The following is a 9,918-nucleotide window of genomic DNA, read 5'->3' on the forward strand; positions in this document are numbered from 1 at the left end:
GCTCGGCCCGGTGGCGACACCGGCCGACGTCAACACCGCCCTGAACGCGGCCGGTGCCTACGCCAGCGCCGATAAATACCGCTCGACCCAGTACGTGTTCGACGCCGCCGGTCGCGTGCGTTTCACCGTCGACGATCTGGGCGCGGTCAACGAACAACGCTTTGATGGCGCCGGCCGGGTCGTTGAAACCCGCCGCTACGGTGGATACGTTTCCATCGTCACGCCGATGAACGAAGCCGCGGTATCGGCCGCGGTCGCCGGCATCGCCGACGTGCGCAAGACCACGACGGCCTACGACGCGATGGGCCGGGTGGTGCGCGTCACCGACGCGCTCAACCAGTACGAGGAGTACACCTACAACCCGCTGGGCCAGGTCACCGCATTCCGCAACAAGAACGGAAGCGTCTGGAACTACGAATACGACGCCGCCGGCCGCCGCACCGCGCAGATCAGTCCGGACGTGTGGATCGCCAACGTCGACGTCGCGGGCGCCCACAGCTATGGCGTGCGCCGAATCGCCACCCGCACCGAATACGACGCACTGGGCAATGTAATCCGTCGCCTCGAAGATGCCGACGGCGGGCGCCCGCGCATCACCCGTTACGAGTACGACAACCGCGGCAACCAGATCCGCACGATCTTCCCCGACGCCGGCAAGATCGACCCGAACAACGGACAGCTGGTCGCCAGCGGTATCCAGCCGACGATCGAAGTCACCTACGACGCGCTCGGCCGCGCCGTGGTGCAGAAGGACGTGCGCGGCAACTACAGCTACAAGGTCTACGACGCGCTGGGGCAACTGGCCTACGACATCGACCAGGAGAATTACGTCACTCGTAACAGCTACGACGGTTTCGGCCAGAAGACCCAGTTGCGTCGCTACGAAGCCCGTCTCAACACCGCCGCGATGGCGGGATGGTCGGCGGGCCAGCCAATCACGCTGGCGCAGATCGAGAGCGCCGGCGCGGTCGTGGCCGGCACGCAGGACCGCACCATCACCACACGCTACGACCAACGCGGCCTGGCCGTGCAGATCGAACAGGCGCAGGTCACCTACTACACCGCGGCCGGCGTCGCCGCGACCGGCTCGCCGACCGTGCGGGTCGAGTACGACGGCTTCGGCAACAAGGTCAAGGAATCGATCCTGTTGCAAGGCACCGCGGGCCAGGCCGATGCGCGCTGGGCCGACAGCTACACCTATTACGACCTGACCGGCCGGGTGACGATGACGGTCGATGCCGAAGGCTACGTCACCCGCAGCCAGTACAACGCCACCGGCGAAGTCACCGAAACCGTCGAGTTCGCCCGCGCCATATCGACCATCGGCCTGACCACACTGGCGCCGCCCAACACGCCGCCGGCCGGCGACGACATCAGCGGTTACGACCGCGCGATCCGCTACAGCTACGACGCCTTGGGCCGCAAATCGGCCCAGGCGGTCGTGCGCCATTTCCAGGGCAACGACGGCAGCTCCGGCGTGCGCGATGTGTTCACCCAGTTCCGTTACAACGGCGAGAACCGCGTTACCGAGGTGATCGACGATACCGGCGTCACCAAGACCGAGTACGACGCGCTGGGCAATGTCGCCGCGGTAACCGAGCCGGTTCGAGCGGTCATCAATGACACGACCTTCTCATTGCTGGGCAGCGGCACCGACCGGGATTTGACGACGTCGTGGATGTACGAGTACGTCTCCCCGTTTACCAACATGATCTACGACGCGTTCGGCAACATCGTGCTGACCCGTCGGTTCGCCAACGGCAAGAATTCCGCCGGAAACGTAATTGCGGACGACAACAAGGACCAGATCGAGCGAATCCGCTACGACTGGCAGGGCCGCGCGGTCGCTACGATCAACAGCAACGATCAGAGCACCTACAGCGACTACGACGCGGCCGACAATGTCGTCCATCGCTGGACCGTCCTGTCCGGCAGCGAAGCCACCTACGATGTGCGCGTCCACTCGTGGTACAGCTTCGACAAGGCCGGCCGCCAGACCGGCGCCAGCCAGACCCGCGACCTGCTCAACGGTGCCGGCTCCGGCACCGACCAGTCGGAAGCCGTCATCTACAACGCATTCGGCGAAATCGTCCAGAAGACCTACGCCGGCATCGCCGGCAGCCTGAATTACGGCTACGACGGCGCCGGCCGCCTGGTCACATCGAACGAAAGCTTCGTGGTCAAGAATTTCGGCTATAACCTCGCCGGGCATCAGGTGCGCGAGGCGCACCTCGTCGCGACTTCCGATGGGCAGAAAGTCGACGCGATCACCTGGAACACCACCGACCGCCTCGGCCGCACCACCGCCACGCGCCTGCCGTCGCATACCGCGGACCCGAACGCGACATCGAACGTCCAGCAGCGTCTGGACCGCTGGGGCAACGTGCTGGAAGTGATCGACGCGCGCGGCTATCGCACCAACTATCAGTACAACGAATCCAACCAGGTCGTGCGCGACGAACGTCCTATCGTCCAGGTCGTATCCGACACCGGCGCGGTCAGCTGGGTGCGCCCGGTCAACCAGTGGTTCTACGACGCGCTGGGCCGCCTGATCGGAACGCGCGACGCCAACGGCAACACCCGCAGCAATGAGTACGATGCAGCCGGACGCCTGATTGCCTCGCGCGACGCATTGGGCCAGGCCACTTTGTTCGCCTTCGACGCGCTGGGCAACCAACGCATCACCCAGAACCCGCTCGGTTACCTGACTTATCAGGACTACGACCGCCTGAGCCGCGTTATCCAGATCGGCGACTACCTCGCCAACGGTGCCGGCGGGCGCACGCGCTCGGTCCTGCAGCGCTATGTGTTGAACCAGAACGGCGACCGGGTCCAGGTGTTCGATGCCCTCAATAACCTGTCGCGCTATGAATACGACAGCCAACATCGGTTGTTGCTGTCGCGCACCGCGATGGGCGTGGGCACCGGTTACGCCTACGACACGCAAGGCCGCAAGATCTATGAAACCTTCTGGTCGGCCGATGCAGCGACGATCGTCGATGACGATGGCGAAACGGTGCGTCTGCAGCAGCTGTCGTGGAATTACGACATACACGGCCGCCTGACCGACCACAACAACCTCAGCGGCCGCGATTTTGACTACGATTACGACCCGACCACCGGCCAGCAGACCTACGAAGGCCAGGCCGGCGGCGCCGGTCCGGCGTGGCAGGCCGGGCGCGCCACTCTGTATTACGCCAATGGCCTGATCAAATCGATCCACGAGGCCAACGGCCCTCCGACCTACGTTTACGAATACGACGCCGCCGGCAACCGCACCCTGGAGGAAGTCAACACCACCGACGCCGGCGGCAAGGCGGTGCATACCATCACCCGCACCTGGTACGACAGCAACAACCGCATCCAGCGCGTGGTGCAGGACGACCTGTCCAACGGCGCGACCAAGCGCGTATTCGACCTGACCTACAGCTACGACGCTGTCGGCAACCGCCGCAGGGTGCAGGCCTCGGCTGGCTACGGCGCCGACTCGGCGGAAGTACCGGCGATCAACACCGCCCCGCAACTGGTGCAGTCGCCGCCCCCGCGCTCGGTCCACAAAGGCGCGACAACCGAGTTCGCGCTGGTGTTCAACGAGATCTTCCTCGATGCCCAGCAGGACCCGCTGACCCTGCAGATCAGCCTCGCCGACGGCAGCCCGCTGCCCGCGTGGCTGACTGCGCGACGCGACGCGGCCACTGGCCAGATCATCTTCACCGCCCAGCCCGCCGCCAACGCCGCCGACCAGGACCTGTCGATCCGCCTGCTCGCCTCGGAAACAGGCAACCCCGGCAACGCGGCCGCGACCACGTTCACCTTGTACGTGCGCAGCAACGTTGGCCCGCAAGTGTTCAACACCGCGCCGGAAACGATCCCGGTCAAGGTCGGCACCAGCCTCACCAAGACCTTGCGCGCCGGCGACTATTTCTACGATCTCGATATCGGCGACCAACTGCGGTTGAGCATCGACAATCTGAGTTCGCTGCCGTCGTGGCTGCAGATCGACCCGGCCACGATGCTGCTGCGCGCCAACCCGACCGCGGTCGGCGTGTTCGCGGTGATGCTGCGCGCGACCGATCAGAACGGTTGGTCGGTGGTCAAGACCATCCACGTCAACGCCGCGGCCAATAGCGCGCCGACCGGTCCGTCGCCGCTGCCCGCCGTGGTCGCGATGAACTACAGCGACTTCAGCTGGTCGAGCCCGCTTTCGCAGGTATTTACCGACCCCGATGGCGACAGCTTCACCGTTACCGCCAGCGGTCTGCCCGCATGGATGTCGTTCCAGCGTATCGACAACCCAGTGCGCCCGGAATTGCGGCTGATCGGCCGCGTCCCCGGCGACATCCCTGCCGGCACCGTCTACACCGTCAGCTTCACCGCCGCCGACACCAGCGGCGCGGCCAAGACCACGACGTTGGCGATCACCGTTCGCGCCAACAACCGTGCGCCCAACCCGCCGTCGGAATTCACGATGCCTTGGGCGGTGGCGGGGCATTGGTACAGCTACCAACTGCCGGCCTTCACCGATCCCGAAGGCGATGCGATCACCTACCAGCTCACCGGCCTGCCCGCCGGGCTGAGCTTCGACGCGCAAAGCCGCACCATCAGCGGCGTGGCCAGCGGCGCGAGCAACGTGCGTCTCTACTACACCGCGACCGACGCGTTCGGCGCCAGCAAGACCATGGATTTCGGCTTCGGCAGCTACGTCAATCAGCCGCCGGTCGCCTCGTCGATCCCCAACCAGACCGCCGGCGTCGGCACCGGCTTCGCCTATCAGATTCCCGCGTTCACCGATCCGGGCGGCGGCCAGCTGACCACCTACAGCGCGACCGGTCTGCCGCCGGGTCTGAGCATGAGCAGCACCGGCGTCATCAGCGGCACGCCCAACACCGCCGGCAGCTACACCGTTACCGTCACCGGTTCGGATGGCTACGACTCCGCATCGACCAGCTTCGTGATCACGGTCAATGCGGTCGCACCGCCCAACAACCCGCCGATCCGCAACTACGCGCCGACCAACAAGTCGATGGTGATTTCGGAAAGCGCCGGCAGCGGCGACTACGAGATCTGGCCAGCGAATGCCTTCATCGACCCCGACGGCAATCCGCTGACGTATCAGTTGGTCAACTCGCCGGCCTGGGTCGTGTACAGCTACAGCGCTAGCGGCGGCCACTACTTCGACTTGTCCCCGCCCGGCCAGAACGGCGGTTACAACATCACCGTGCGGGCCACCGACAGCTTCGGCGCCTACGTCGACATGAGCTTCCACCTCACCGTCCAGTTCCAGCGCGGCGGAGGGCCACTGTCGCAACCCGGCGGTCCGGCGATGAGCAGCCTGAGCTTCGACATGGCGCCCGAGGCCGAGAGCAGCAGCACCGCAACCACCGCCAGCACCATGTCGAGCACGCCCACACCAATCGACGTGCGTGATTACTGGTTCACCTACGACGCCGAGAACCGCATCGCGATCAACAACGGCCGCATGGTGAACGGCCAGATCGTGCTGACCGAGCAAGGCGGCGACTCGTACCTGTTGGGTTACGACGCCGCAGGCAACGCGGTCACCCGCACCTTCTACCGCTTCAACAACCTCAAAGTGCAGCGCAGCAACTACGACCTGCGCGGCAACCGCACGGTCGAATTCCAGGAACAGCTGGCCGGCAGCAGCTACTTCGGCGGCGTCAACCGCGTCTTCAGCTACGACGCCAACAATCGCCAGCTCGGCAGCCGCACGTACTACCCCGAAGGCACCACCTGGACCCGTTATGGCAACGGCGACATCCACGAGGAATACGAGACCTACGACTACAGCGGCTGGCTGCAAGGCGCCGAAGCCTACGCCTACGACGCCGACGGCCGCCTGATCTACCAGAGCACGACCGGCCGCAACGAAGCAGCCACCAACTGGGTACAGATCGCGTCGCTGGACAACGCCAACGGCCGCCAGAGCACCGACCTGAGCGTGCTCACCGTGGTCAAGAACCGGGTCGAATACCTCGACGCCAACGGCCAGAGCACCTACGACGGCTCCGGCAAGGCCAAGAGCTACCGCACCTTCGCCCCCGGCTACATGCACACCTACACCGTCACCTACGAAGGCTGGGAGAGCTACCAGGAAAAGACCGTCAGCGGCGTCAGCACCGACAACAACTACAAGCCCACCACCAACACCCTGAGCTACGACGCCTACGGCCGCCTGATCGCGCAGGTCGAAAACACCCGCCTGAAGAACGGCACCCTCGACGATCGCGTGCGCTACTACGCCTACAACGGCGACGGCCAGGTGCAGACCCGCCGCGAAGGCACCCTGAGCAACGGCCAGTTCACCCAGACCGGCACGACCAAACCGAACTACCTGTTCGCTTACGCTGGCGGCCAGCAGATGGCGCAAGTGCGCGAAGGCGCACTCGGCATCGTCAGCCTCAACGGCATGGGCATGTACGAAGCCGGCGGCGGCAAGGTCACCGCGCTGGCCGGAGAAACCCTGCGTCAACTGGCGCAGCGGGTCTACGGCAACGAACAGCAGTGGTACGTGCTGGCGCAGGCTAATGGATTGGGCGATCCGGATCAGGAGATCGGTGGCGGTTTGACGCTGGAAGCGCCTAACGTCGATGTCAGTCGCAACGATGCGGGTACGTTCAAGCCCTATAGCCCATCCGAAGCGATTGGGTCGACTACTCCAAGCTTGCCGTATATCCCACCGCCGCCGCATTGCGACACGCTGGGCATGGTCATCATGATCGTCGTGGCCGTGGCCGTAGCAGTCGGTACTTGGGGAGCAATGACCGGTCCCGCTGCCGGAGCTGTCGGGGGAGCCGCTGCTGGCGCAGGCGCAACTACGGGAACTGTCGTTGCGGGCGCGGGAACCAGTGCTGCCATAGGAACCACCGCAGCCGTCGGAGGAACCGCCGCAGCCGTAGGGGGAACGACAGCTGCCGCTTCAATCTCTTTTGGTACCGGCGTGTATGCAGGCGCGGTAGCTGGCGCGGCCAGTAGCTTAGCCAGTCAAGCAGTCGGCAGCATGATGGGCGTCACCAGCTTCAACTGGCGTGGCGTAATTGCCGGTGGCGTAACCGGTGCGATTACGGGCGGGATGTTCGCGCAGTGGAACTCCGTAGGCCAAGCACTTGGAGGTACCTCCCCGAATTACCTGAAGGCAGCCGGATTGGCGCTGGGCGGTGCCGGCGCCAATTACATCGGCCAGAAAGTCGCGGGCATGGATGTCAGTTTCAGCTGGCGGAACATCGCCGCAAACGCGCTGGGCACATTGGTAGCCGCGCAAATCAGCGAATCCATCGGCCTGCCCCCGTCCAAGAACTTCGAGGGCGCGGGCAACTTCGGTGCCGATCTCGCCAATGGCATGATCGGCGGCGTAGTCAGCGTCCATGTCCGTCGTGCGTTTGGGTTCAATGATGAGATCGACTATGGGCGGATTGCGTTGGATGCGTTTGGTAATGCGCTCGGGAATGCCATCGGTCGCGGGATCAATGCACAACGTGCCAATCGCATCGCAGCCGATAGCACGGGTCAGCAAATGCATGACTCGGCATGGGCGGATGGAAATCCGTTCAATAAAGGCTACGAAGTTGACGAGGCCAGTGAACAAATGTTGCCGCTCGCGATGGGATCCATTACGAGCGCAAGCAGCGGAACTGCTCGCGTGACGCTCAATCCAAATGCCGCCATATCCGAGCAAGAGCGATTCAGCAGCTGGGCTATGGCAACGAAAAACGCACCCGCGTGGAACCCCACCGAATGGTCATTCGACGAATACAAGAAAACTTATGAAGATCGAGGTGGCGACGCGTTGGGGCCGCCATCAAATTTGCCAAGAATGGAGGTTACCGCCGACGAATACGCCACTCGATATTTCTTCGCGAGTTACGAATGGGCTGATGAAAACGAACTACCGACGCCTGATTATGCGAATGTGCGATATCTCAATGGCTATAATGCTTATCACAGCCAACGCCTTCAACCCGCCTACAATGAATGGATAAGGAACTCGTACAGCAAGGCACCGCTTACGATCGTAGACGCCATGCGAGCCGCTACGCCGGCCGGAGTGGACGGTGCGCCGAAGACGTATCCGACGTTCGATGAAGATTTGTTGTTGCGTACACCACGAGAAGTACTGGATATGGCATACGACGTTGCCTATGCCAAACAGGCTTTAAGTAAGGCGGAAGTTGATCAAGCCGTATTCGATGTGCGGATATATCGTTATTACATGGGAAGTGAGCTGGATCATATGGAGCAAATACAACTCCGTGATGCAACATTGGACGTTTATCGGCGCGGCGTGACAGGGCGACCAGGCCACCCCGAAGAAAAGTATTACGATGCCCAAATGACAGGTGAATTGCTGGCTGCAGGGGTTGGGGCGATGGGTAGTAGCAATCCGCGGATCAGCAGGCCCGGCCTAAGCTCCGCATCGAATGGCATGCAGAGGAATTCCATTCATCGTGCTGCGCAAATTGGGGAGGTCACTGTTGAGCCAAATCTGTCCTCTGAGCAGATGCCATTGAGAAAAGAAATATTGATTGCGGAGGCATTGGCAAAAAAAATGGGTATAAAAGTACATTTGCGCGGCGCCAACATATCCAACGGAGATGCTCATATTCGATTGGATGACGGAAGAGAATATCGCGCTGAATTCAAAACTATTGACCCACCCCCCTCTCATATCCCGTTTGAACAAATACCAGACAATCGAATCAAGAGAATGTTCGAAAGAAATATTGAAGACGGAGCCCAGCAGGTGATCGGCCACCCAACCGCCGTCGTCATCGACTCAAGAAATTTGCCACTATCATCCAGAGAGGCGGTTTCTTATGTTAGAAGGTCGCTGCACAATGTTGCCCCCAGAAGACCGGATTTACGACAGGTTTTCGTAATCACATCAGACGACTTGATCCGCGTCCCCGCAAATAGGAAATGGTAAATGAGCGCATATTTTTACCTTTGCTGCAAAAATTGCGAAATCTCTTTGTACCTAGGCAAGAAGATCGCCTCAGAGGAGACAAGCCTGACTCTGCAAGGAGTGTACCTGGAGGAAAATAAAGCATGGAATAATGACGCACGAGCGTGGAAGGTCATACAACGCTTCCTTCAAGATCACGAAATGCATGAGCTTTTGTTTGCTAGCGACGAGCACTTTCCCGAGGTACATCTTTACGAGTCCGCAAATACTGATGAGCTACTGTCAAAATAGCGGGGGCTATCTGGGTACGTATTCGCAAAAAAAAGAGGCAGAGTGGACTTTCATGTCCACTCTACGAATCCAGTCGAGCCTTAGACGGACGCCCGATCTTTGCCGGACCTCCGCGCCGCTGCAACTGGGCTTCGATCATGGCTCGAAAGCGGTCAGTACCGAGTGCATGTTGGCGCCGCAGTCGCAGTCGAATAAGCGCCACCTCGTCTGGATTTAGTATCTCTGTAACCAGACGAGCATAAGTGTGTTGACGATATGCGCCGTCCGTGCCCAATGCCAGATTGGTAGGATGCGGAGTGAGCAAGGCATTGGATTGACCTGACGCATTCGCGTGATAGCTGGACCAGCGATAATCGCCTGGTGCGCTCACCATCCCTGCACGCACGGGATTGAGTTCTATATACCGATAGCAGTGCAACAAATAGCTATCTGTGTCGACAGGACACGCCTTGTATCGCCCTTCCCACAAGGTGCCAGTGCGATGATAACGATCATTAACATAGCGGACATACCGCCGACCCAGCGCCTGCATGACCGCACTTACCTGCCCCGCCTGAGATGGCGTGATCAACAGATGCACGTGATTCGTCATCAGCACGTAGGCGTGGATCGCGCAGCCGGCCCGCGTGGCCAGTTCGCGTAGCTCGCTCAAATAGCGAAGGTAATCTACGTCCTGGAAGAAACACGGACGTCGATCGTTACCGCGT

The 9,918-nt window shown here is 61.6% G+C and carries 3 protein-coding genes; 1 reads left to right on the forward strand and 2 read right to left on the reverse strand.

All coding sequences use genetic code 11. The annotated features are described in order from the left end of the window. Positions 1–799 (reverse strand): hypothetical protein (locus tag ASD86_RS28085; protein ID WP_235567886.1); only part of this gene is annotated, 799 nt, incomplete at its 3' end. On the opposite strand from ASD86_RS28085, the gene ASD86_RS24360 reads away from it, so the two are divergent. After that, on the forward strand, positions 755–8,941 hold the full coding sequence (locus tag ASD86_RS24360; protein WP_235567888.1) for a putative Ig domain-containing protein: 8,187 nt from the start codon (positions 755–757) through the stop codon (positions 8,939–8,941). The genes ASD86_RS28085 and ASD86_RS24360 overlap by 45 nt on opposite strands. Positions 8,942–9,272: 331 nt before the next feature. Here ASD86_RS24360 and ASD86_RS26240 read toward each other — a convergent pair. After that, a partial coding sequence (locus ASD86_RS26240; protein WP_235567889.1) for a transposase occupies positions 9,273–9,918 on the reverse strand: 646 nt, incomplete at its 5' end.

This window comes from Lysobacter sp. Root690, from assembly GCF_001427785.1.
Taxonomy (GTDB): domain Bacteria; phylum Pseudomonadota; class Gammaproteobacteria; order Xanthomonadales; family Xanthomonadaceae; genus Lysobacter.